The sequence below is a fragment of the Streptomyces sp. NPDC056160 genome (assembly GCF_042268205.1).
In the GTDB taxonomy this organism is placed as follows: Bacteria; Actinomycetota; Actinomycetes; order Streptomycetales; family Streptomycetaceae; genus Streptomyces.
On the sequence record NZ_JBHJUW010000003.1, the window covers coordinates 92,681 to 115,606 of the forward strand.

Consider the following 22,926-nt stretch of genomic DNA (forward strand, 5'->3'; position numbering starts at 1 on the left):
GCTCTTGTTTCGGTTACAACCTGGGACGCGGGGTCCCGGGGGTCACGCCTCGGCGTGCTCCTCGGCGGGCTCTTCGTCAGACGCCTCGATGTCCGCGGCGTTCTGCGAGCGGCCGGGGTTGGCCTTCGCGTCCGCCTTGCGGGCTTCCTGCGCCTGGCGGGCCTCGGCCATCGCCTCGGTCTTCTTCTTGTGCGGACCGAGAACCATGATCATGTTCCGGCCGTCCTGCTTCGGGTTCGACTCGACGAAACCGAGGTCCTGGACGTCCTCCGCGAGGCGCTGCAGCAGTCGGTAGCCCAGCTCGGGGCGGGACTGCTCGCGACCACGGAACATGATCGTGATCTTGACCTTGTCGCCCTGCTTGAGGAACCGGACGACGTGACCCTTCTTGGTGTCATAGTCGTGCGGGTCGATCTTCGGCCGGAGCTTCATCTCCTTGATGACCGTGTGCGCCTGGTTCTTGCGCGCCTCACGGGCCTTCATGGCCGACTCGTACTTGAACTTCCCGTAGTCCATGAGCTTGCACACGGGCGGACGGGCGTTCGCCGCGACCTCGACCAGGTCCAGGTCGTACTCCTGCGCAAGCTCCAGTGCCTTGGCCAGGGGGACGATGCCCACCTGCTCGCCACTGGGACCGACAAGTCGCACCTCGGGAACGCGAATCCGGTCGTTGATGCGGGGCTCGGCGCTGATGGATCCTCCTCGGTAGCACCACGCGACCGTCTGGCGGACAGCCGCGTACGTCTGTGTTCCTAAGACCTAACCGCGCCGAAGCAGAAAAAATGCCCCGGACGATCACAGGCGGGGCTCCTCGAACTACCGGAGCGACCGCCGCGATGGCCGCGGGGCGCGCATTTCGGGCGGGCCGCCGCCGCTGGGACGGGACCGCCTGACCGGTGACCCGCCGCCCTGGAGGCGGTCGGGTGGGAGTTCGAAGCCTCCACTTGTGGGCCGGACTCGCTAGCCGTGGGGCACACGCGTCCAGCCGGTCGCCCACCAGATTAGCAGGATCGCTTGACAAGGGCTAATCGAGGCGCGACCGGGGGACCACCTATCGTGTGGGGCATGAGTGAGACCCCTCCTGAGACCCCCGACTTCGACGCCATGACCCGCGACATCGCGGAGGTCCCCGCGGTCGAGGTGATCGTGACGGTCGCCGTCAACCTGATGAGCGCCGCCGCCGTGAAGCTCGGCCTGACCGAGGAGGGCGACACCTACAAGGACCTGGACGAGGCCCGCAAGCTGGTCACCGCGCTCGCCGGTCTGCTGGACGCGAGCGCCACCGAGATCAGCTCCTTCCACGCGGCACCGCTGCGCGACGGCCTGAAGTCGCTGCAGCTGGCCTTCCGCGAGGCCTCGCTGGTCCCGGACGAGCCGGGCCAGGGCCCGGGCGAGAAGTACACGGGCCCGATCTACGGCTGATCCCGCCCCCGCCTACCCCCGCACGTACAAGGGCTCGCCCGGCGGCGTCGCCCCGGCCGGCAGCAGTGCCAGGTCGAGGCCGCGCACCAGGCGGGCCCTCAGTGTGTCGCTGGCGGCCAGGCGCCCGGCGACGGCACGGGCGGTGTCGGCCGGGGCCGCGGTGGCCGCCGGGTCGAGGACGAGTGCGAGGGTGCCGTCGGCCTGCCCCGGCCCCAGACAGGCGCTCAGCACCGCCGGTTCGGCGGCCACCGCGTCCCGTACGGCCGCCACGACCGCCGGGTCCGCCAGCGGGTCGGCGGTCGTGCGGCCCTCGGCGAGTGCGCGCAGCGCGGACCCGGTCAGCTCGAACGGGACCGGCCCGGCCAGATCCAGGACGACCGTGTCCGCCTTCTCGTGCGCGGCGGCCTCCAGCGCCTGGCGCAGGGGTACGGCCACGGGGCGGGCCGCCGGGTCCCAGAGCGCCAGGGAGGCGGTGGAGGTGAAGGCGGGCAGCGCGGTGCGGTGACCGGCCTTCAGGGTCGGCACGGCCATGTCGCTGGTCTTCTCGCGGCGCAGGCCCCTCTCGTCCTGCTCCCCCTCACCGAGCACGGCGACGACGGGCACGAGCAGCCGGGCGCCCTCGAGCGCGCCCAGCACCGGGTCCACGGCGGTGCGGTCCTCGGCCCAGGCGGCGAGCGCCGCGCTCAGCCGCGGGTCGGCGGAGCCGTCGTCGTCGGAGAAACCGGGGTCGGGGATGTTCTTGTTCGCCACGCCCCGAGCCTATCCGGGGCCGTTCACCGTTTTCTCAGGCTCCCCTGTCCCGCGTCTCACGCCGGCCCCACGGCACGCACAGCCGCCGACCCGACCATCGCGGCCATGGAGTCCCCGGCCCCCGGCCACCACCACCGTCGCCGCCGCCCGCGCCCCTCCGGCCGCGGGCGCCCCACCCCGCGCCGGCGCCCGCTGCGCACCGCGCTCGTCTGCGCCGTCCTCGTGGGCGGTACGGCCACGGGCACCGCGTGCCTGACGGCCCGCACGGGCTCCGGCGCCGTATCGTCACCGACGGCGCCCGCCCCGGCGCCGACGGGGACGAGCGCGAGAGCGGGGGTGGAGGCGGTGACGGAGCCGGTGGCGGACCGGACGGCGCTCCTGGCCACGGCGATGGGATCGGTGCCGGTGGCGGAGGGCGCCGCCGTGTCGGTCGCGGTCCTCGACCTCGACTCCGGGCAGGGCGCCGGGTACGGGGACGGGGTCTTCGAGACGGCGAGCATCGTCAAGGTCGACATCCTGGCGGCCCTGCTGCTCCAGGCCCAGGACGCCGGGCGACGGCTGACCGCGTGGGAGCGGACGTACGCCACCGCGATGATCGAGAACAGCGACAACGACTCGGCGTCGGCGCTGTGGCGGAGCATCGGCGAGGCCGGCGGGCTGGACGCGGCGAACCGCCGGTTCGGCCTGACGGCGACCTCCGGCGGCGACGGCACGCTGTGGGGACTGACCCGGACCACCTCCGCCGACCAGCTCGCCCTGCTCAAGCAGGTGTTCGGCCGCAAGTCGAAGCTGAGCGCGGCGTCGCGGGCGTACCTCCGGGGCCTGATGGGAGGGGTCGCGGACGACCAGGACTGGGGCGTGTCCGCCGCCGCCGACGGCTCCGCGTGGGCCCTGAAGAACGGCTGGCTGCCGCGCAGCACCACCGGTCTGTGGGTCGTCAACAGCATCGGGCGGGTGACAGTGGGCGGGGACGACTACCTGGTGGCGGCCCTGTCCCACGGGAACGCGACGAAGGAGGCCGGCATCTCGCTGGTGGAGGCGTCGGCACGGGCGGCGGTGTCGGTGTTCACGGCGCCCGCCGCTGCGGCCGCGCGGTCCGCTGCGCCTTCCGCTCCGTCGTCCGCTCCGTGGTCCGCTGCGCCTTCCGCTTCCACGGCCGGCTGACGACGGGCGGGGCGGCCTCCGCCGCACGCCCGCCCCGGGCCCCGGGCCGCTACGGCTGGAAGTCGCGGAGGTCGTACCGTTCGCGCCGGCCGCGCCGGCCGCGCCACAGGACGGCCGCGGCGACCAGCAGGACGCCCCCGGCGCCGCCCGCGAGGGGGCCCGCCCAGTCGGCGCCGTCGTCCGGCACCGCGGTGCCGGGGCCGGGCCCGAAGTACCGTTCGCCGTACGCGGCCGCGCGCAGCCCCACGGGCTTGACACGGCCGGCGGCCTCGATGGCGGCGACGGGGTCGATCATGCCGAAGCCGCGGGAGTCGTCCCGTCCGCCGACGGGGGCGTCGCGGGCGGTGTCCTCCAGGAGCTTCTTGATCTGCGCGGGCGTCAGGCCGGGGTGCCCGGCCTCGATGAGGGCGACGGCGCCGGAGACGAAGGCGGAGGCCGCGCTCGTGCCCCAGCCCTTGTAGTACTTGTGGTCCGGGTCGGCGATGACGATGTCCACACCGGGCGCGCTGACGGTGGCGTACCAGCGGCGCGTGGAGAAGGCGGCGCGGGTGCCGTAGCGGTCCACGGCGGTCGCCGCGATCACGCCCGGGTAGGCGGCCGGGTAGGAGACGTGGTCGCCCTTGTCGCCGCCGTTGCCCGCCGAGGCCACGACGACGGTGCCCTTCTTCAGCGCGTACTGGACGGCCTCGTCCTCGGCGGGCTCGGGGTGCGCGGAGTCGGAGTCGTCGCCGAGGGAGAGGTTGATGACGTCGGCGCCGTGGTCGGCGGCCCAGCGGATCCCGTCGGCGAGCGCGTTGCCCCGGGTGGTGCGGGCGCGGGCGCGGGCCTCGTCACCGTCCTCGAGGATCACCCGGACGGGCAGGATCTTCGCCTCGGGAGCGATGCCCAGGACTCCGTCGGCGCCGCCGGGACCGTGGCCGTGCCCGGCGATGATGCCGGCCATGGCGGTGCCGTGCCGCGCCCAGGTGTCCTCGCCGCGCCGCGCGCCGAAGCCGATCAGGTCCTTGGCCGGCAGGACGTTGCCCGTGAGGTCGGGGTGGTCGGCCTCCACACCGGTGTCCAGTACGGCGACGGTGACGCCCTTGCCCTTGGTCAGGCGCCAGGCCTGCTGGACGTGCAGGGAGTCCAGGGCCCACTGCTGGGCCCGGATGCCGTCGGCGTGCGCGGCGGTGGCCGGGACGAGGGCGAGCCAGGCGGCGAGCAGGAGGCTCAGGGCGCCGCTCCGCCGGGTGAGGAAGGCTGTCACGGTAGGTACCGGGGATGCGGGGGAGGTGGCCGAAGCTGTCACGAGGGCTTCTCCGTGGCAGAGCCGGCGGTCTGGGAGCCGGCGGTCTCGGAGTCGGCGGTCCTGCGGAAACCGCGTTCGATGCGGTCGGCCAGGCCCTGCGCCTCGTTGCCGAGCCCGGCCTGGGCCACGGCGGTGCCGGCGCCCGCCTTCATCGCGTCGGCGGCGGACTGCGGGGTGTCGACGGTGCGGCCGTCGGCCCAGCCCGAGACGGCGTAGACGACCACGGGCGCCTCGGTCAGCACGGAGACGGTCCAGGACGCGCGCTGCCGCAGGCCGAAGGATGCGGCGACGGTGTCCTTGGCCGCGTACGGGCGGGGCATGAGGTCCGTGCGCCGGCCCAGCCCCTCGCTCCGGAACCGGGCCGCCAGGGAACTCATCGCGGGGGCGTCGGCCTTGGTGAAGAGCAGGCCGACGGTGGTGACGAAGCTCTGGGTGGCGTCCGTGTAGGTGGCGCGCAGCAGGCGGCCGCAGCCGGCGGGGGCGAGGGCCTTGCGCAGCAGCGGGTCGAAGGCGTCCGCGCAGCCGCTGTCCGGGGCGACGGCGACCCGGGTCCAGGTTCGGTCGGCTCCGCCGGGTCCGGCGCCCCGGCCGTCCACCGTGGGCGGGAAGAGCCGGTCGACCGGGATGCTGTGCCAGAGGGTGCCCGCCGTGGTGAAGGACCCGGCGGTGCCGTCGTCGCCCGTCTCCCCGGTGAGCCAACTGCCGGTCAAGGCGCCGCCGATCAGCCCGAGGCCGAGGACCACGCAGAGGGCGGCCAGGGCGGTCCGGGGCCGTATGCGCACACCGAGGGCGCGGCCCCGCCCCTGCTCGTCGTACCCCTCGGGCTCCCCGAGGGTCACGAAGGGCCGCGCCACGGCGCCGGATCGGCTCCCGGGCGGCGCGGAGGCGACGGACGCGCTCCAGGACAGCGCCGGTCCGGGCACGCCGCCGCTGCCGCCCGGGGCGGAACAGGTGTCGCGCCCGTGGTCGCGGGCAGGGCGTACGGAGGGCTCCCCGGCGACCGGTCCGGCGAAGTCCGTACGCGGCGGCGCGTCGGGAAAGCGAGCCGAGGCGGGCGGCGGGGGCGGCACGGCCGGTTCCGCGGGCCGCCGCACCGGAGACCGGAAGGCCGGAGGCGGGGGCTGGGCGGCCGGGGGCGTGGGCTCCTCCGCGGCCCGGGCCGCCCGCGCCGGAACGGCCGGCCGGACGCCGGGCGCCGCCGGCTCGCAGCCGACAGCGGCCGTCGGCGCGGTGCCGTACCAGGACGCGGCGTCTCCTGCGGAGGCGTCCGCCGCGGGTGCGTCGCCGTCATCGGTGCTCCGCGCCGTGGCCGGGGCGGTCGCCGAGTGGCCGGGTGGTGCCGTGGCGCCGCGTGCGGGGGCAGGGGGGTGGGGTGGTCTCGGGGGGCGCGGGGGTATCGGAGCGTGGCGTGCTTCCGTACTCATGCACCCCCCGTTTCGCTGTGCCCGGGCCGTGCCCTCGTGCCCGGCCGCCGTTCTCGTTGCCCCGCCCGGTGCCGACTCGCCGTCACCGGACACGCATACCCGTACGAACGAAGTGCCATCCCGACTCGGGCCGGCGGCCGGGAACGTGCCGCCGCCGCGCCGTACGTGCGCGTCACTCTACGGGTTGAGCGCACGCGGACGGGAACCGGTCCGCGTGCGCGGGGCATCTGACCGGAACGTCCCCCTACCCTGCGGTAATCCTGTCTGGCAGGCTGCGTCCATGACCGCACGCGCCGCAGACCGGGCCCGTTACGACCGGGCCACCGCCCACCTCGACGCCCCCGTCGCGATCGTCGACCTGGAGGCCTTCGACGCCAACGCCGACGACCTGCTGCGCCGGGCCGGCGGCAAACCGGTCCGGGTGGCCAGCAAGTCCGTGCGCTGCCGTGCGCTGCTCGAACGGGCCCTGGCCAAGGACGGTTTCGCGGGCATCATGTCGTTCACGCTCGCCGAGTCGCTGTGGCTGGCCCGCTCCGGGTTCGACGACGTCCTGCTCGCCTACCCGTCCGCCGACCGCGCCGGCTTCGCCGAACTGGCCGCCGATCCCAAGCTCGCCGCCGCCGTCACGGTGATGGTCGACGATCCGGCGCAGCTCGACCTGATCGACGCCGCCCGCGAGGGCGGAGGCGAAGTCGTGCGGGTGTGCCTGGAGTTGGACACGTCGCTGAAGCTGCTCGGCGGCCGGGTCCGCGTCGGCGCGCGCCGTTCCCCGCTGTACTCCCCCGCCCAGGTCGCCGAGATGGCCCGTACGGTGGCCCGGCGGCCGGGGTTCCGGCTCGTCGGGATCATGGCGTACGAGGGGCACATCGCCGGCGTGGGGGACGCGGTGGCCGGGCGGCCGCTGCGTTCGCGAGTGGTCCGGCTGATGCAGGCGGCGGCGCGCCGCGAACTGGCCGAGCGGCGGGCCGCGGTGGTGCGGGCGGTCCGTGCGGTGGCCCCGGACCTGGAGTTCGTCAACGGCGGTGGCACGGGCAGTGTCCAGCACACCGCGGCGGAGACGGCCGTGACCGAGATCGCCGCGGGCTCGGGTCTGTACGTCCCGCGGCTCTTCGACAACTACACGTCCTTCAGGGGCCGTCCGGCGGCGCTGTTCGCCCAGCCGGTGGTGCGGCGCCCGGGGGTCGGGATCGTGACGGTCCTGGGCGGCGGCTATCCGGCGTCCGGCGTGGCCGGTCAGGACCGGCTGCCGGTGCCGTACCTGCCCGAGGGCCTGCGCTACGACCCGCAGGAGGGGCCCGGCGAGGTGCAGACCCCCCTGCTCGGCTCGCCCGCCGACGACCTCCTGATCGGCGACAAGGTGTGGTTCCGGCACGCCAAGGCGGGTGAGCTGTGCGAGCGGTTCGACGCGCTGCACCTGGTCGAGGGCGACCGGGTGACGGCGACCGTGCCGACGTACCGGGGCGAGGGCCGCACCTTCCTGTGAGCCGGTGAGCCTGCCGGGCTCACCCGGGCGGGCCGATGCTGCTGCCGGCCCCGCCCCCGGTGCCGGTGTCGCCGACCGGCCGGATGCCGTTGGTGATCCGGTCCATGCCGGCCAGGGGCGGTCCGCCGGGTCCCGCGTCGAAGACGAAGCGGACGATGACGGGGGCCTCGGTTCCGGTGCTGGAGGCGAAGGCCGGCGACTCGACGTAGCCGCCGGGGCCCTTGCCGGTACGGACGCGCCGGCGCACGAAGTATCCGGCGCGGCCCGCGACCGCCACCTGCCCGGAGGCGACCGCCTGGTGCGAGGTGACGCCGTCGCAGGGGCGCGCGCCGGCCGCATTCTCCTCGTACGCCGCGTCGGCGGCGTCGGCGATGTCGTTCCCGGCCAGGGCCCGGGGCGGGGTGCCGTCGGCCGCGCCGGGCGTCCGGGTGCTCACCAGGCCGTGCCGGCACAGTCCGGCGCCCGCCGGGCAGTCCTACGTGCCGTGCGTGGTCATCACCACGTCGTTGGCCAAGACGTACTGCGGTTCCTGCCAGCCGGGGAGCAGCGGCAGCGTGATGCCGTTGAGCTGGTCGACGACGGCGGACGGACCGCCGGTGGCGGCCCCGGACGAGGAGCCGGAAGAGGACACGGACGGGGAGGCGGGCAGGGCGCGGGGCGGGGAGGCGGGCAGGGCACGGGGCGGTGCCGCCGGGGCCTGCGAGGCAGGTGGTCCGCCGGGGTTGGTGCTCGGCGCGGTGGTGTCCGCGCCGCCGCCCCGGCCGAGCAGGACCGCGCCGGTGACGATCGCGGCGGCGAGGACCGCGCCGGCCGTGGTCAGGGCCGCCGCCTTGGCCCGGCGGGGTCCGGCCCCGGCGGGCGCGGAGGGCGGCGGCGCGAGCGGCCGGTCCCCGGGTGCCCCGGGAGTGCGCCGGTGGTCGGTCCAGGACGAGCCGTCCCACCAGCGCTCCCCGTGCGGCACCGACGGATCGCGGTACCAGCCGGGCAGGGGTGTCATGCTCACTCCAGCACTGCAGGACGGATCGCCGGGCCGCCGCAGGGGTGTCTACAGCGGGGTGACGTACGCCCCCGAGATGCCGCCGTCCACCAGGAAGTCGGTGGCGTTGACGAAGGACGAGTCGTCGCTGGCGAGGAAGGCGACGGCGGCGGCGATCTCCTCGGCCTCCGCGAACCGGCCGAGGGGGATGTGCACGAGGCGGCGCGCGGCGCGCTCGGGGTCCTTGGCGAACAGCTCCCGCAGGAGCGGGGTGTTGACCGGTCCGGGGCACAGGGCGTTCACGCGGATGCCCTCGCGGGCGAACTGCACGCCCAGTTCCCGGGACATGGCCAGCACACCGCCCTTGGACGCGGTGTAGGAGATCTGCGAGGTGGCCGCGCCCATGCGGGCCACGAAGGAGGCCGTGTTGATGATGGAGCCCCGCCCCTGGCGCCGCATGTAGGGCAGGGCGGCCTTGCAGCACAGGTAGACGGAGGTGAGGTTGACCTCCTGGACGCGCCGCCAGGCCTCCAGGCCGGTCTCCAGGATGGAGTCGTCGTCGGGCGGCGAGATGCCCGCGTTGTTGAAGGCGACATCCACGCTGCCGTAGGTGTCGTGGGCGGCCCTGAACAGCGCCTCGACCTGGCCGGGGTCGGTGACGTCGACCTGGACGAACAGGCCGCCGGTCGCCTCGGCCGCGGCCTTGCCGCTCCTCTCGTCGATGTCGCCGCAGACGACGTGCGCGCCCTCGGAGGCGAGCCGGCGCGCCGCGGCGAGGCCGATGCCGCTGCCTGCTCCGGTGACGACGGCGGTGCGGCCGACCAGTCGGCGGCAGACCGGGGCGGGGGTCGCTTCGGTCGCTGTTTCTTCGGTCACTGCGCGGGGCCCTCCGTGCTGATGAAGACGTTCTTGGTCTCGGTGAAGGCGGTCAGGGCGTCGGGGCCGAGTTCGCGGCCGACGCCGGACTGCTTGGCGCCGCCGAAGGGGGTCCAGTAGCGGACGCTGGCGTGCGAGTTGACGGACAGGTTCCCCGCCCGGACGGCCTGGCAGACGCGCAGGGCGCGGCCGACGTCCCGGGTCCAGACGGAGCCGGACAGGCCGTAGGGGGTGTCGTTGGCGAGGCGGATCGCGTCCTGTTCACCGGTGAAGGGCAGCAGGACGGCCACGGGTCCGAAGATCTCCTCGCGGGCGGCGGCGGAGTCCGGGCGCTCCCCGGTGAGCACGGTCGGCGGGAACCAGAAGCCGGGCCCGTCGGGTGCGGTGCCGCGCAGGGCCGGTGCCTGCGGTGGGACGTAGGAGCGTACGCGCTCGAGTTGCCCGTGGGAGATCAGCGGGCCCATCCGGGTCTTCTCGTCGGCCGGGTCGCCCACCACCACGGCGGCCAGCGCCTCGGCGAGCAGTTCGCGGACCTCGTCGTACACGGAGTCCTGGACGAGGACACGGGTGCGGGCGCAGCAGTCCTGGCCGGCGTTGTCCAGGAAGGAGAACGGGTCGGTGGCGGCCTTGAGGTCGGCGTCCGCGAAGACGATGTTCGGGCTCTTGCCGCCCAGTTCGAGGGTGACGGGCTTGACGTGCCGGGCGCAGCGTTCCATGACCTCGCGGCCGGTGCGGGTGGAGCCGGTGAAGACGATCTTGGCGACGCCGGGGTGGTCGACCAGGGCGCGGCCGGCGGTGCGGCCGTGGCCGGGCAGGACCTGGAACAGGTGCTCGGGCAGGCCCGCTTCAAGGCCCAGCTCCGCCAGGCGCAGTGCGGTGAGCGGGGTGGTCTCGGCGGGCTTGAGAAGGACCGCGTTGCCGGCAGCGAGGGCCGGGAAGGAGCCCCAGGCGGCGATCGGCATGGGGAAGTTCCAGGGGGCGATCACGCCGATGACGCCCAGGGGTTCGAGGAAGGTGACGTCCCAGCCGCCGGGGACCGGGATCTGCCGGCCCAGCAGCCGCTCGGCGCCACCGGCCGCGTACAGCAGCAGGTCGCGGGCGTTGCCGGCCTCCCAGCGGGCGTCGCCGACGAGGTGGCCCGCCTCGCGGACCTCCAGCTGGGCCAGTTCCTCGATGTGGCCGTCGACGACGTCGGCGAAGCGGCGCAGCAGCCGGGCCCGGTCGGCGGGGGCGGTGGCCACCCAGGCCTGCTGGGCCCTGGCCGCGCGGGTGACGGCGCGCTCGACGTCGGCGGCGCCGGCGGCGGGGACGGTGGCCACGGTCTCCTCGGTGGCCGGGTTGAGGACCAGCAGCTCGGGCTCGGGCTGGAGCTCGGGTCGGGGCTCGTGCGGCACGGCGGGGCCTCTCACATGCGTTCGAAGGAGCGGCGCAGCTCCCAGTCGGTGACCGCGGCGTCGAACGCGTCGAGTTCGACGCGGGCCATGTTGCGGTAGTGCGCGACGACGTCGTCGCCGAACGCCGCCTTGGCGATGGGGCTGTTCTCCCACAGCTCGGCGGCCTCGCGCAGGGTCGTGGGGACGTGCTCGTGGTCGGCGGTGTAGGCGTTGCCCCGGCACGGCTCGGGCAGGGGCAGGCGCTGGTCGACGCCGTACAGGCCGGCCGCGACCAGTGCGGCGACGGCCAGGTGCGGGTTGACGTCGCCGCCGGGCAGCCGGTTCTCGAAGCGCAGGGAGCGGCCGTGGCCGACGACGCGCAGGGCGCAGGTGCGGTTGTCGTGGCCCCAGGCGACGGCGGTCGGGGCGAAGGAGCCGGGCTGGAACCGCTTGTAGGAGTTGATGCCCGGGGCGTAGAGCAGGGAGAAGTCGCGCAGGGCGGCGAGCTGTCCGGCGAGGAAGTGCCGCATCACCTCGGACATCTCCCCCGGCTCCGACCCGGCCATGGCGTTGGTGCCGTCGGCGTCGGCGAGGGAGAGGTGGATGTGGCAGGAGTTGCCCTCGCGCGCGTTGTACTTGGCCATGAAGGTGAGCGAGACGCCCTCCTGGGCGGCGATCTCCTTGGCCCCGGTCTTGTAGAGGGCGTGCTGGTCGCAGGTGACGAGGGCCTCGTCGTAGCGGAAGACGATCTCGTGCTGGCCGGGGTTGCACTCGCCCTTGGCGGACTCGACGGTGAGGCCGGCGCCGGCCATGTCGTTGCGCAGGCGGCGCAGCAGGGGCTCGATGCGGCCGGTGCCGAGGATGGAGTAGTCGATGTTGTACTGGTTGGCCGGGGTGAGCCCGTGGTATCCGGCGTCCCAGGCCTGTTCGTAGGTGTCCTTGAAGACGATGAACTCCAGCTCGGTGCCGACCTGGGCCGTCCAGCCGTGCTCGGCGAGGCGGGCGAGCTGGCGGCGCAGGATCTGCCGGGGGGCCGCGGCCACCGGCGAGCCGTCGTTCCAGGCGAGGTCGGCGACGGCCAGGGCGGTGCCGGGGTGCCAGGGGATGCGGCGCAGCGTGGTGAGGTCGGGGTGCATGGCGAAGTCGCCGTAGCCGCGGTCCCAGGAGGACATGGCGTACCCGTCGACCGTGTTCATGTCGGCGTCGACGGCGAGGAGGTAGGTGCAGCCCTCGGTGCCGTGCCGCAGGACCTCGTCGAGGAAGAAGCGGGCGGCGAAGCGCTTGCCCTGGAGCCGTCCCTGCATGTCCGGGAAGGCCAGGACCACCGTGTCGATCTCACCGCCGGCGACGAGTGCCCGCAGTTCCTCGACGGTGAGCGGGGGTGTGCGGTCTGCCACGGGCGGGCCTCCTCGGGCTGCTCCGGCCTCATCGGCCGCTGCCGGGAGCCATAAGGTATTGCCCGGAACCATTGCCTGGGAAGGGGGCGCGACCGGATGACCCGGGAGACGGGCGCGGCCGGGGCGGGCGAGGACCGGCTCACGGCGGTGCTGCGGCCGGTGCGCGCGGGCAACGGCTTCGAGGAGGCCCTGGAGCAGATCCTCCAGGTGGTGCGGCTCGGGCTGGTGGCGGCGGGTGAGCGGCTGCCCGCCGAGCGCGAGCTGGCCCGGCGGCTCGGGATCAGCCGGGTGACGCTGCGCGAGGTGCTGAAGGTGCTCCGGGAACAGGGGCTCGTCGAGGCCCGGCGGGGGCGCTACGGCGGTACGTTCGTGCGCCCGCGCGCGGACGCGGCCGACGAGGGCGAGCTGCGCCGCCGGGTCGCCGGGGCGGACGTCGACGACGTGCTGCGCTTCCGCGGGGTGCTGGAGGTGGGCGCGGCGGGTCTGTGCGCGCAGCAGGGGCTGACGGGCCGGCAGGCGGCACGGTTGCGCGAGGCGCTGGAGCGGACGCACGACGCGCCGCCCGCGGACTACCGGCGCCGCGACACGCTGCTGCACCTCACCCTCGCCGAGTCGTGCGGCTCCCCCACGCTGACCGCGCAGTACGCGGCGGTCCGGGCCACGGTGAACGACCTGCTCGACTGCATACCCCTGCTGGTGCGCAACCTGGAGCACTCCCAGCGGCAGCACGCGGCGCTGGTCGCGGCGGTGCTGGCGGGGGACGCGCACGGTGCGCGGGAGGCGATGCGCGAGCACTGCGCGGGGACGGCGGCGCTCCTGCGGGGCTTTCTGACGTGACGGCAGGAGACGGGTGGTATGAGGACGTGTCCGACGTGAGGAGGTACCGGTGCGCACCATTGCGGACCGAGAGCGGGAACCGGGAGGCGGGATGACCGCGAAGGGCGGCGAACGGCGACCGCTGATCGGCGTCAGTACGTACCTGGAGGCGGCGACGCGGTGGGGGGTGTGGGAGCTGGAGGCCGCGCTGCTGCCCGCCGGTTACCCGAGGCTGGTGCAGCGGGCGGGCGGGCTCGCCGCGATGCTGCCGCCGGACGCGCCCGACCGGGCCGCGGAGACCGTGGCCCGGCTGGACGGGCTGGTCATCGCGGGCGGCCCGGACGTGGAGCCGGTGCGCTACGGCGCCGAGCCGGACCCCCGCACGGGGCCGCCGGCCCCGGCCCGGGATGCCTGGGAACTCGCCCTGATCGAGGCCGCGCTGGCCGTCCGGCTGCCGCTGCTCGGCATCTGCCGGGGCATGCAGCTGCTGAACGTCACGCTGGGCGGCACCCTGGTCCAGCACCTGGACGGGCACGCCGGGACCGTCGGCGTCTTCGGCACCCACACGGTCACCGCGGTGCCCGGCACCCGGTGCGCGGCGGCGGTCCCGGAGCCGGCGACCGTCCCGGCCTACCACCACCAGGCCGTGGACCGGCTCGGCGCGGGTCTCGTCGCCTCGGCCCACGCGGCGGACGGCACGGTCGAGGCGGTGGAGCCACCGCCCACCGCCCACTGGGTGCTGGGAGTGCAGTGGCACCCGGAGATGGGCGAGGACCCACGGGTCATGCGGGCACTGGTCCGAGCGGCGGCCGCCCACGCGGCCGGGGCGTGCCGGTGACCCCGCGTTCGCCGGCCGAACCGGTGGCCGCGCCTGGGGCCGAGCGCGTGCCCCGGCCGCACCCAGGTGAACGCGGGGCTCAGCCGAACGCGACCGGGACCGCGGACGCGCCCGACACCTCACCTCACCTCACCGCACCGCACCGCACCGCACCGCACCCAAGCCAAGCCCGGCCCGACCGAACGCCAGGCCCAAGCGAAACCCGGTTCGACCGGACCTGACCAGAACCACGCGCCCCACCACACCCACACGCGCCCCACCACACCCAAGCGAGCGCCCAGCTCGACCGAACGCGGCAGAAGCACGCACGCGTCCCCGCCCCCCGCCCCCCGTGAACCGCCCCGCTCACCCCGCGCCCGAGCGGGTCAGTGACAGCAGGTCGCGGGCCGGGCCCGTGGGGCGGTGGCCCGTGGGCCAGACCGCGCGCAGGTCCCGCCGCAGGGCGACACCCTCGACCGGGACGGTCACCAGGCGCCGCAGGGACAGCTCGTCGCCCACGGCGAGTTCGCTCAGCACGGCCGGACCCGCTCCGCTGACGGCCGCCGCCTTCACCGCCGTGGTCGAGGACAGCTCGATCAGCGGACGGGCCAGACCGCCCAGCGCGGCGTCCAGGACCTGCCGGGTCCCGGAGCCCGTCTCCCGCAGGATCAGCGGCGTCGCCGCCAGTTCGGCCGCCTCCAGCGGGCGCCGCCGCCGGGCCCAGGGGTGGGCGGGGGCGGTCACCACGGTCAGGCGGTCGTGGGCGATCACCACGGAGTCCAGCCCGGCGGGCACCGACAGCCCCTCCACGAAGCCGAGGTCCGCCTCGCCCGCCAGCAGCCGTTCGGCGACCACCGCCGAGTTCCCGGCGAGCAGCGACACGGCCGTGTCGGGGCGCAGCGTGCGCAGGGCGATCAGCCAGCCGGGCAGCAGGTACTCGGCGATCGTCATGCTCGCCGCCACCCGCAGCCGCGAGTCCCGACGGTCCCGCAGTGCTTGGGCGCCCGCGTCGAAGGCCTCGGCGGCCTCGACGACCCGCCGCGCCCAGTCCGTGACCAGCGCGCCCGCGTCGGTCAGCCGGGACCCGCGGGGCGAGCGGTCCACCAGCGCGAGGCCCAGCTGCCGTTCCATGGAACGGATCCGGCTGCTGGCCGCCGGCTGGGTGATGCCCAGTTCGCGGGCCGCGCCGCCCAGGCTGCCCAGCCGTGCCACCGCCAGCAGCAGTTCCAGCGCGCCCAGGTCCGGCACCCGGTGGGCCAGCGGCGCCGCCCCGTGCGTCCGCCCCCCGCCGTTGGCTGCGTCCACCTCCGACCTCCTCATAAACCCAGCTTATGCCTTGATAGGGACAAACCCCCTGGTGGGGACCGTGGGCCTGCGAAAACCTCAAGTCATGGTCACCGCAGCGCATTCCCCCTCACGTCCGTCCCGGTCACATCCCTCCCCCCGATCACAGGGGTCCCACGGGTCCCGTACGCCCTCCGTACCGCCCGCGGGCCCGGCACGGGCGCGCGTCCCGGCCCTGCGCCACCTCGGCCCGAACTGGTACGGCTCCGTCATGGGCACCGCCGCCGTCGCCGCGGCGGGCGCCGCGCTGCCGGTCCACGTCCCCGGGCTGCGTACCGTGTGCACGGCTGTCTGGGCGCTCGCGCTCGTCCAGCTCGCCGTGCTGCTGGCGGCCCGGGCCCTGCACTGGGCCCACCACCGCGACCAGGCCCGCGCGCACCTCCTCGACCCGACGGCGGCCCCCTTCTACGGCTGCCTGTCCATGGCGCTGCTGGCGGTGGGCGGCGGCGCGCTCTCGGTGGGGCGGGACTGGATCGGCACCCCGGCCGCGCTCGCCCTGGACACCGTGCTGTTCACGGCCGGCACGGTCGTCGGGCTGGTGGGCGCGGTGGCGGTGCCGTACCTCATGGCCGTGCGCCACCGCACCGAGCCGCACCAGGTGACGCCCGTGTGGCTGCTGCCGGTGGTCGCGCCGATGGTGTCCGCCGCGCTGGGCCCGGCGCTGGTGGCGCACCTGCCGGCGGGTCAGCCGCGGCAGACCCTGCTGATGGGCTGCGTGGCGATGTTCGGGCTCAGTCTGCTGGCGACACTGGCCCTGCTGCCGCTGGTGCTGAACCGGCTGCTCGTCGTCGGCCCGCTGCCGCTCGCGCTGACTCCGACACTGTTCCTGGTCCTGGGCCCGCTCGGGCAGTCGACGACGGCCGTGGGTGCCTTCGCGGACGCGGCGCCCGGTGTCGTACCGGCCCCCTACGGCACCGGCTTCGCCGTCCTCGCCCTGCTGTACGGGGTGCCGGTGATGGGCTTCGCCGTGCTCTGGTTCGCCTTCGCCGCCGCCCAGGTGGTGCGGGCCGGCCGGCGGGGCATGGGCTTCGCGATGACGTGGTGGTCCTTCACCTTCCCCGTGGGCACCTGCGTGACCGGTGCGTCGGCGCTGGCCCGGCGCACCCACCTGGCCGCGTACGACTCCCTCGCGCTCGCGCTCTACGCCGTCCTGGTCGCCGCCTGGGCCGCCGCGGCGGTGCACACGGCCCGGGGGCTGGTCAGCGGCGCGCTGCTCGCAGCGCCCGGCCCAGCACCCGCGGGGCCTCGGCGAGCGAGGGTCCGTACCACGTCAGGTGCCGTCCGCTGACCAGCGCGCAGGGCAGCCGGGGGAAGGCGTCCGGCCCGTCCCCGGCGGTGAAGCGGTAGGGCTCGTCCGGCAGGACGACGAGGCCGGGGGCCGCCGCCCGCAGTTCCTCGACGGGGACGCGCGGATAACGCTCGGCGTGGCGCGCGTAGAGGTGGTCGACGCCCAGGCGGGCCAGGACGTCACCGGCGAAGGTGTCGCGGCCCAGCACCATCCAGGGCCGCCGCCACACCGGGACGACGGCGGTCGTACGGTAGCCGGGCGCGGGCGGCGCCGACCAGGCGGCCTCCGCCTCGTCCAGCCACCTCGGCCGGGTCGCCGCCCCGCAGGCGGACAGGACCCGCGCCAGCTCGCGGAAGGCCTGCGGCACGTCCCGCACCTCGGTGACCAGCACCTCGACGCCGGTTGCCCGCAGGGCGTCGAGGTCGGCCGCCCGGTTCTCCTCCTCGTTGGCGATCACCAGGTCGGGGCCGAGGGCGGCGACCTTGCCGGTCTGCGGGTTCTTGGTCCCGCCGACGCGGACCACGTCCAGGCCGGCCGGGTGGCTGCACCAGTCGGTGGCGCCGACGAGGGCGCCGGGCAGGGTCACGGCGACCGCCTCGGTGAGCGAGGGGACCAGGGAGACGACCCGGGTCATCAGCGCGTGCGGTCCTGGACCGCCTCGATGTGCTCGGCCACCGCGACCACGATCACGCGGGTGTCGGCGACCGTCGCCCGCCAGCGGTGGCGCACTCCGCCGGTCAGGTACATGGTGTCGCCGCGGACGAGCCGGTAGGCGCGGCCCTCCGCCTCGACCTCGACCGCGCCGTCGGCGACGTACATCAGCTCGTCGTTGCGGTGCTGGAACTCGCGGCCCGCGTCGTGGTCCCCGGTGTACTCGGAGGCGTGCAGCTGGTGGTGGCCGCGCACCAGGGCACGCACCCGGGGATCCGGCTCCGGTTCGGCCGTCTCGGGGATCTCGGCGCGTACGACGTCGACGCTGCAGGCGGGGTCGGCCGCCGCCAGCAGCTCCACGGCGGTGGTGCGCAGCGCGTCGGCGACCTTCTCCAGGGAGCTCCTGCTGGGGCGGGCCCGGTCGTTCTCGATCTGGCTCAGGAAGGGCACCGACAGGCCGCTGCGCTCGGCCACGACGGCGAGGGTGAGGTCGAGCGCCCGGCGCCGCCGTCGTACGGCCGCGCCCACTCGAAGGGGCTGCTCTTTGTGGTCGCCCATCGCTCCGGCTCCCTCCTTCGCTCGTCGGTCCGCTCTCCTGGGACCCGCGCCGGTGCGCACGTGTCCTGTCGGGTTCTCTGCACCCTACGCATGTCCGGCAAACCGTTCCCTGCCGCCGTCGCTTCCCCGTGCGGTGCGCGCACCGGCGGTGTCGCGGTGCGCGTCGGCGGACCGGCCGTGCTCAAGCCCACGGTACGGGGTCGGGCGGGACGGCGGGGTGACTGTGCGTGGTTGGCCGGATCCTGCCGTGGACGGCCCGAGGGGCGGGCCCGTTCCCACGGCGTCAGGACCGTGGTCGGGCCCGCCCCTCGGGCGGTGCGGTGCGACGGCCACCGCGGGTTTCTTCCGCCGGTTCACCCGGAGGTGTCCGGCCGGCTCACCCGGCGGCCGTCCGCCGGTTCACTGCGGGGTCATGCGCTGGACGACGTCCGGGTGCTGCTTGATCCAGGCGTCGACCGCCTCGTCCTCGTGCGCCTTGCCGCGCGCGTTGATCTCGCTCTCCAGGCTGCCGAGCTCGTCCTCGCTCATCTTGAAGTTCTTGATCCACTCAGTGAGCTGCGGGTACTGCCCGGGGAACTTCTCGCTGGAGATGGTGCGGACGGTGTTGCCCTCACCGAAGAGCTTCTTGTCGTCCTTGAGCTTGGTGAGGCCGTAGCGGCTGTACGCCCAGTGCGGCGACCACAGCACGACGGCGACGGGCTGCTTCTTGGCGTACGCGCGCTTCAGCTCGGCGAGCATCGCGGGCGTGGAGCCGTCGACGACCTTGTACTCCTTGTCCAGGCCGTAGCCCGGCATGACCTTGTTCTTGAGGAGGTCCATCTCGCCGGTGCCCGGTTCGATGCCGATGATCTTCCCGCCGAACAGGGACGACTTGCCCTTGAGGTCCTCGAGGGACTTCACGTCCTTGACGTAGGAGGGGACGGCGATCTCCAGGGAGGTCGGCTGGTACCAGGTGCCGAGGTCCTTGAGCTTGTCCTTGCTCTTGTCCCAGTAGTTCTTCTGGGCGTAGGGCAGCCAGGCGTCGAAGTTGAGGTCGATGTCGCCGCCGGCCAGGCCGGTGTAGACGGGGCCGACGTCCATCTGCTTCAGGTTCAGCTTGTAGCCGCGGCGTTCCAGAACGTGCTTCCACAGGTGGGTGACGGCGACGTCCTCGTCCCAGGGGAACCAGGCGACGTTCAGGGGCCGCTCGGCCTCGGCCGGGGTGGAGCCGGAGCCGCCGGGGACCGGGGCCAGCTTGTCGACGACTCCGGGGTTGGCCTTGAGCCAGGTGCGCACGGCGTCCTGCTGCTGTCCCTTGCCGGCCTTGTTGATCTCGGCCTCCAGGCTGGTGAGCTGCTTCTCGTCCAGCTTGAAGTTCTTCAGCCAGGTGCCGACGACGGGGTTGTCGGCCGCGAAGCCCTTGCGGGCCAGGGTGTGCACGCCGTCACCCTTGCCCCAGGCGCCCTTGGGGTCCTTCAGCTTCTTCAGGTCGTAGTCGTTGTACGCCCAGTGCGGCGACCACAGGGTGACGAGGACCGGCTGCTTCTTGGCGTAGGCGCGCTTCAGCTCGGCCAGCATGGCCGGCGTGGAGCTGTCGACGACCTTGTACTCCTTGTCCAGGCCGTAGTCCTTGAGGACCTTGCTCTTGAGCAGGGCCATCTCGCCCGCGCTGGACTCGATGCCGGTGATCTTCCCGCCGAACTGGGCGGCCTTGCCCTTGAGGTCGTCCAGCGAGTCGATGCCCTTCATGTACGACGGCACGCTCAGCTCCAGCGACGTCGGCCCGTACCAGGAGCCGAGGTCGTCGAGCTGCTTGCCGTACTTCTTCCAGTACTGGGCGTGGGTCGTCGGCAGCCAGGAGTCCGTCTCGAAGTCGACGCTGCCCTGGGCGAGGGAGGTGTAGAGCGGTCCGGCGTCGAACTGCTTGGCCTCCACCTTGTAGCCGCGCTGTTCGAGGATCTCCTTCCACAGGAAGGTGGAGGCGACGCCCTCGTCCCACGGGATGTAGCCGAGGGTGATCTTCTTGCCCTTGCCGACGTCCTGTCCGTCGGCGGCGGCCGTCGAGCTGCCGCCGCCCCCGAAGACGCCCATGCCACCGGCGACGAGCGCGAGGACGACCACGCCGACCACGGCGATCTGCGGGCTCGGCCGGTAGGACCAGATCTTCAGGCCCTGCAGGGCCCGGGCCCGGGCGGCGGCGCGCCGGCCGAGCGGCGAGACCTGGGTGCCCAGGGCGCTGGTCATGCGGTCCAGGTAGATCGCGAGGATCACGATGGCGACACCGGCCTCGGAGCCGAGGCCGACGTCGAGCTGGCCGATGGCCTCGTTGACGTCGCCGCCGAGGCCGCCGGTGCCGACCATGCCGGCGATCGCGGCCATGGACAGGCCGAGCATGATCACCTGGTTGACGCCGGCCATGACGGTGGGCAGCGCCAGCGGCAGCTGGACGCGCAGCAGGGTGCTGCGGGGCGTGGTGCCGAAGGCCTCGGCGGCCTCCACCAGCTCCTTGTCGACCTGCCGGATGCCCAGCTCGGTCATGCGCACACCGGGGGCGAGCGCGAAGATCAGGGTGGCGACGATGCCCGCGGGCCCGCCGGTACCGAAGAACAGGATGGCCGGGATGAGGTAGATCATCGCGGGCAGCGTCTGCATGAAGTCCAGGAACGGCCGCACGACGGCGCTGACCCGGTCCGAGCGGGCCGCCCAGACACCGACCGGCACCGAGACCACCAGCGCGATGATCGTCGCGACCAGGACGAGCGCGAGGGTGACCATCGCGTCGTCCCACAGTCCTAGGGAGTCGATGAAGGCGAAGCCGACGAAGGTGAGGACACCCGCCAGCGTGCCGCGCAGCCAGAAGGCGAGCACGGCGAAGATGCCGGCGAGCAGCAGCGGCTGGGGCGCCTGGAGGACGGCGTTGATGCCGTCGTAGGCGCCGGTGAAGACGGTCTTGAAGAAGTCGAAGAGCCAGGACACGTGGTCGAGCAGCCAGTCGACCGCGGAGTTGACCCAGTTGCCGAGCGGGATCCTAGGCACGGGCCACCGCCTTCCTGCCGCCCTTGTCGCGCGGTGTGTCGCACGCGGTGGGGGTGGCGTCGCGTTCGTCACCGAGGAAGCCGACGAGCCGCCGGCGCGGGACCACGCCCACGAGGTCGCGGTGCTCGTTCAGCACGGCGACCGGGTGGGACAGCCGGGCGCTGATGGCGCACAGCTCGGTGAACGGGGTGTCCGGTGCGGCCGTCTCGCAGCCGCAGTCGGCCTCGTCGCCGCGCACCCGGCGGTCCATGACCGCCTCGGCGGTCAGCACGCGGGAGCGGTCGACGTCCTGGATGAAGGAGGCGACGTAGTCGCCCTCCGGGCGCAGCAGGATGTCCTCGGCAGTGCCGTTCTGCACGATCCGGCCGTCGCGCATGACGGCGATGCGGTCGCCCAGGCGCATGGCCTCGTTGAGGTCGTGGGTGATGAAGACGATCGTCTTCTTCAGCGTCTTCTGCAGCTGGAGCAGCTGGTCCTGCATGTCGCGGCGGATCAGCGGGTCCAGGGCGCTGAAGGACTCGTCCATCAGCAGCAGGTCGGCGTCGGTGGCCAGCGCGCGGGCGAGGCCGACGCGCTGCTGCATGCCGCCGGACAGCTCGTCGGGCCAGGAGTTCTCCCAGCCGGCCAGGCCGCACAGGGCGAGCGCCTCGTCGGCGCGGCGACCGCGCTCGGCGCGGGGCACGCCCTGCACTTCCAGGCCGTAGGCGGCGTTGTCACGGACGCTGCGGTGCGGGAAGAGCGCGAAGTGCTGGAAGACCATGCTGATCTTCTTGGAGCGGACCTCGCGCAGCTCCCGGTCGGTGAGCGCGGTCAGGTCCTGGCCGTCGAATCGCACCTGCCCGGCGGTGGGCTCCAGCAGCCCGTTGAGCATGCGCAGGAGTGTGGATTTGCCGGAACCGGACAGTCCCATCACGACGAAGATCTGTCCGGGGTCCACGGTGAAGGAGGCGTCGATGACGGCGGCGGTGGTGCCGCCCGCCCGCAGTTCGTCGCGGTCGGCGCCCTGCCGGAGTTTCTCCACTGAATCGTCGGGTCGTCTGCCGAACACCTTGTACAGGTGTTGGGCCTCAAGCCTGGATGCCACGCGCACCTCTCGTCATAGGGGACAGGGACAGATGCGAAGGATCAGTAACAGTTGAATAACGCAACTACCTTCGCTCGGGCGCGCGCCTGCCCAGGTCCATGCAGGGCAAACAGAAAGTGACCCGCCTCACATCGAAGCCGGTGACTGTCAGAGGCGTACGGCATGATGCGAGGCGTGACCGGACGACTGATGCTCCTCGACACCGCTTCCTTGTACTTCCGCGCCTACTTCGGCGTCCCCGAGTCGGTCAAGGCCCCGGACGGCACGCCGGTGAACGCCGTGCGCGGGCTGCTCGACTTCATCGACCGCCTGGTCCGCGACCACCGGCCCGGCCACCTGGTGGCCTGCATGGACGCCGACTGGCGACCGCACTGGCGGGTGGAGCTGATCCCCTCCTACAAGGCGCACCGCGTGGCGAAGGAGCACCCCGGGGGCCCCGACGAGGAAGAGGTCCCGGACACCCTCTCCCCGCAGGTCCCGGTCATCGAGGCGGTCCTGGACGCGGTCGGCATCGCCCGCGTGGGCGTCGCCGGGTACGAGGCGGACGACGTGATCGGCACGTTCACGGCCCGCGCCACGGGCCCGGTCGACATCGTCACCGGCGACCGCGACCTGTACCAGCTGGTGGACGACGCGCGCGGGGTGCGGGTGCTGTACCCGCTCAAGGGCGTCGGCACCCTGCAGAGCACCGACGAGGCGGTGCTGCGCGAGAAGTACGGGGTCGACGGCGGCGGGTACGCGGACCTGGCGCTGCTGCGCGGCGACCCGAGCGACGGACTGCCGGGCGTGCCCGGCATCGGGGAGAAGACGGCGGCCAGACTCCTCGCCGACTTCGGCGACCTGGCCGGGATCATGGCGGCCGTCGACGACCCGAAGGCGAAGATCACGCCGTCGCAGCGCCGCCGCCTCGACGAGGCACGGCCGTACCTGGCGGTGGCCCCGAAGGTCGTGCGCGTCGCCGGGGACGTGCCCCTGCCGGACGTCGACACCGCCCTGCCGCGCGCCCCGCGCGACCCGGCCGCCCTGGAGGAGCTGGCCGGCCGCTGGGGACTGGGGGGCTCCCTGCAGCGTCTGCTCGGCACGCTGGAGGCGTGAGCGCCACAGCACGCGGAAGCGGACACGGAAGGAGAGCCAGGAGCTGGTGCGCGCGGAAGAAGGGCCCGGGAAAGAGGTGTTGCCGGACGGAAGGTGCTAACTTAG

21 protein-coding genes are annotated in these 22,926 nt (G+C 74.0%); 7 read left to right on the top strand and 14 right to left on the bottom strand.

The window, feature by feature from the left end:
• Positions 1–42 precede the first annotated feature (42 nt).
• Positions 43–693, bottom strand: coding sequence for a translation initiation factor IF-3 (infC, locus tag ACFC02_RS02000; RefSeq protein WP_376350930.1), 651 nt, complete (start codon positions 691–693; stop codon positions 43–45).
• A 372-nt stretch (positions 694–1,065) separates the two neighbouring features.
• On the opposite strand from infC, the gene ACFC02_RS02005 reads away from it, so the two are divergent.
• A complete protein-coding gene (locus ACFC02_RS02005; protein WP_360965558.1) occupies positions 1,066–1,422 on the top strand; it encodes a DUF1844 domain-containing protein in 357 nt (118 codons plus the stop codon).
• A 12-nt stretch (positions 1,423–1,434) separates the two neighbouring features.
• Here ACFC02_RS02005 and ACFC02_RS02010 read toward each other — a convergent pair whose 3' ends face one another.
• Positions 1,435–2,172 (bottom strand): SseB family protein, encoded by a 738-nt coding sequence (locus ACFC02_RS02010; RefSeq protein WP_376350802.1) that lies wholly within the window; start codon positions 2,170–2,172, stop codon positions 1,435–1,437.
• A gap of 105 nt (positions 2,173–2,277) precedes the next feature.
• On the opposite strand from ACFC02_RS02010, the gene ACFC02_RS02015 reads away from it, so the two are divergent.
• On the top strand, positions 2,278–3,336 hold the full coding sequence (locus ACFC02_RS02015; protein ID WP_376350804.1) for a serine hydrolase: 1,059 nt from the start codon (positions 2,278–2,280) through the stop codon (positions 3,334–3,336).
• A gap of 49 nt (positions 3,337–3,385) precedes the next feature.
• On the opposite strand, the gene mycP is transcribed toward ACFC02_RS02015, so the two are convergent.
• Positions 3,386–4,582, bottom strand: a complete 1,197-nt coding sequence (gene mycP, locus ACFC02_RS02020) for a type VII secretion-associated serine protease mycosin (RefSeq protein WP_376350807.1) — start codon at positions 4,580–4,582, stop codon at positions 3,386–3,388.
• A gap of 38 nt (positions 4,583–4,620) precedes the next feature.
• A complete protein-coding gene (locus tag ACFC02_RS02025) occupies positions 4,621–5,694 on the bottom strand; it encodes a hypothetical protein (protein ID WP_376350810.1) in 1,074 nt (357 codons plus the stop codon).
• Between the two features lie 634 nt (positions 5,695–6,328).
• Between ACFC02_RS02025 and ACFC02_RS02030 the strand changes: the two genes are divergently transcribed.
• On the top strand, positions 6,329–7,531 hold the full coding sequence (locus ACFC02_RS02030; protein WP_376350812.1) for an amino acid deaminase/aldolase: 1,203 nt from the start codon (positions 6,329–6,331) through the stop codon (positions 7,529–7,531).
• A gap of 19 nt (positions 7,532–7,550) precedes the next feature.
• Here ACFC02_RS02030 and ACFC02_RS02035 read toward each other — a convergent pair whose 3' ends face one another.
• Genes ACFC02_RS02035 through ACFC02_RS02055 form a run of 5 tightly spaced genes read right to left on the bottom strand, consistent with a single transcriptional unit; the run spans position 7,551 to position 12,153 of the window.
• Positions 7,551–7,967 carry a hypothetical protein gene (locus ACFC02_RS02035; protein WP_376350814.1) on the bottom strand — a complete coding sequence of 139 codons (417 nt, stop codon included), beginning with the start codon at positions 7,965–7,967 and terminating at the stop codon, positions 7,551–7,553.
• Positions 7,968–8,006: 39 nt separating this feature from the next.
• Positions 8,007–8,528 carry a DUF2510 domain-containing protein gene (locus ACFC02_RS02040; protein ID WP_376350932.1) on the bottom strand — a complete coding sequence of 174 codons (522 nt, stop codon included), beginning with the start codon at positions 8,526–8,528 and terminating at the stop codon, positions 8,007–8,009.
• Positions 8,529–8,576: 48 nt separating this feature from the next.
• Positions 8,577–9,383 carry a 3-oxoacyl-ACP reductase gene (locus tag ACFC02_RS02045; protein WP_376350816.1) on the bottom strand — a complete coding sequence of 269 codons (807 nt, stop codon included), beginning with the start codon at positions 9,381–9,383 and terminating at the stop codon, positions 8,577–8,579.
• Positions 9,380–10,777, bottom strand: coding sequence for an aldehyde dehydrogenase family protein (locus ACFC02_RS02050; protein ID WP_376350819.1), 1,398 nt, complete (start codon positions 10,775–10,777; stop codon positions 9,380–9,382). The genes ACFC02_RS02045 and ACFC02_RS02050 overlap by 4 nt, the downstream gene beginning before the upstream one ends.
• 11 nt (positions 10,778–10,788) lie before the next feature.
• On the bottom strand, positions 10,789–12,153 hold the full coding sequence (locus tag ACFC02_RS02055; RefSeq protein WP_376350822.1) for a glutamine synthetase family protein: 1,365 nt from the start codon (positions 12,151–12,153) through the stop codon (positions 10,789–10,791).
• Positions 12,154–12,249: 96 nt separating this feature from the next.
• Here ACFC02_RS02055 and ACFC02_RS02060 point away from each other — a divergent pair, with 96 nt between their 5' ends.
• Both ACFC02_RS02060 and ACFC02_RS02065 read left to right on the top strand, forming a co-directional pair.
• The gene (locus ACFC02_RS02060; protein ID WP_376350825.1) at positions 12,250–12,990 is read left to right on the top strand and encodes a FadR/GntR family transcriptional regulator; all 741 of its coding nucleotides are present in this window, start codon (positions 12,250–12,252) and stop codon (positions 12,988–12,990) included.
• Positions 12,991–13,081: 91 nt separating this feature from the next.
• Positions 13,082–13,807: a gamma-glutamyl-gamma-aminobutyrate hydrolase family protein gene (locus ACFC02_RS02065; protein WP_376350828.1), complete on the top strand. Its 726-nt coding sequence runs from the start codon at positions 13,082–13,084 to the stop codon at positions 13,805–13,807.
• Positions 13,808–14,152: 345 nt separating this feature from the next.
• Here ACFC02_RS02065 and ACFC02_RS02070 read toward each other — a convergent pair whose 3' ends face one another.
• Positions 14,153–15,106, bottom strand: a complete 954-nt coding sequence (locus ACFC02_RS02070; protein WP_376350830.1) for a LysR family transcriptional regulator — start codon at positions 15,104–15,106, stop codon at positions 14,153–14,155.
• A 70-nt stretch (positions 15,107–15,176) separates the two neighbouring features.
• Here ACFC02_RS02070 and ACFC02_RS02075 point away from each other — a divergent pair, with 70 nt between their 5' ends.
• Positions 15,177–16,418: a TDT family transporter gene (locus ACFC02_RS02075; RefSeq protein WP_376350833.1), complete on the top strand. Its 1,242-nt coding sequence runs from the start codon at positions 15,177–15,179 to the stop codon at positions 16,416–16,418.
• On the opposite strand, the gene ACFC02_RS02080 is transcribed toward ACFC02_RS02075, so the two are convergent.
• From ACFC02_RS02080 to ACFC02_RS02095, 4 genes are all read right to left on the bottom strand, one after another.
• On the bottom strand, positions 16,330–17,052 hold the full coding sequence (locus ACFC02_RS02080; RefSeq protein ID WP_376350836.1) for a helical backbone metal receptor: 723 nt from the start codon (positions 17,050–17,052) through the stop codon (positions 16,330–16,332). The genes ACFC02_RS02075 and ACFC02_RS02080 overlap by 89 nt on opposite strands.
• Positions 17,052–17,627: an XRE family transcriptional regulator gene (locus tag ACFC02_RS02085; RefSeq protein WP_360965594.1), complete on the bottom strand. Its 576-nt coding sequence runs from the start codon at positions 17,625–17,627 to the stop codon at positions 17,052–17,054. Before ACFC02_RS02085 ends, ACFC02_RS02080 begins: the two co-directional genes overlap by 1 nt.
• A 399-nt stretch (positions 17,628–18,026) precedes the next feature.
• Positions 18,027–20,642, bottom strand: coding sequence for an ABC transporter permease/substrate binding protein (locus ACFC02_RS02090; protein WP_376350839.1), 2,616 nt, complete (start codon positions 20,640–20,642; stop codon positions 18,027–18,029).
• Positions 20,635–21,726: a glycine betaine/L-proline ABC transporter ATP-binding protein gene (locus tag ACFC02_RS02095; RefSeq protein ID WP_376350842.1), complete on the bottom strand. Its 1,092-nt coding sequence runs from the start codon at positions 21,724–21,726 to the stop codon at positions 20,635–20,637. Before ACFC02_RS02095 ends, ACFC02_RS02090 begins: the two co-directional genes overlap by 8 nt.
• Positions 21,727–21,915: 189 nt before the next feature.
• Between ACFC02_RS02095 and ACFC02_RS02100 the strand changes: the two genes are divergently transcribed.
• The gene (locus tag ACFC02_RS02100; RefSeq protein WP_376350934.1) at positions 21,916–22,821 is read left to right on the top strand and encodes a 5'-3' exonuclease H3TH domain-containing protein; all 906 of its coding nucleotides are present in this window, start codon (positions 21,916–21,918) and stop codon (positions 22,819–22,821) included.
• Positions 22,822–22,926: the final 105 nt, after the last annotated feature.